The sequence below is a fragment of the Streptomyces sp. WM6386 genome (genome assembly GCF_000972385.1).
Taxonomy (GTDB): Bacteria; Actinomycetota; Actinomycetes; order Streptomycetales; family Streptomycetaceae; genus Streptomyces.
The window spans coordinates 1-491 of record NZ_JXTE01000455.1; the positions used below are offsets into that span (position 1 = coordinate 1).

At 71.9% G+C, this 491-nt stretch carries 1 pseudogene; it reads left to right on the plus strand.

Going from position 1 to position 491, the window contains the following annotated elements:
- Window positions 1-129: 129 nt before the first annotated feature.
- A pseudogene (locus tag TN53_RS42215) lies at window positions 130-491 on the plus strand (class F sortase); the annotation flags it as partial.

The following is a 491-nucleotide window of genomic DNA, read 5'->3' on the forward strand; positions in this document are numbered from 1 at the left end:
GGCCTGACCCATGCCGGACGCGATAGCCGCTGTGGCCGCCACGCCCTTGCCGCGTGGCGGCCCCGCCGGCTTTCCCCGTGCTCCGTCCCTCGTCCGATTTGCTGCCGTTCCCTGGTGAGGTTGTGTCCGATGGCAGTTCGTCCCTCTTCCCCCGCAGACAACCCTTCCCGTACCCGTACCAAGGCGATGGTGATCGGCGCCGTAGCCGCCCTGGTGCTGGCCATGGGCCTGTTCGGCGGCAATGACACCGCGTCCGACACCGCATCGTCCGACGCCCCCCGCCCGTCGCGGCCCGCTCACACCGCCGCGGCGGCTCCGCCGGCCGCACAGCCCGCGGCGAAGCATCTGCCGCGATCGAGGCCCGTACGCCTGCTCATTCCGAAGATCTCCGTCGACGCGCCTTTCACGGAACTGGCCATCGGCCGCACGGGGCAGCTCGAGCCGCCCCCGGCCGACGACACCAACCTCGTCGGCTGGCACGCCAAGGGAGC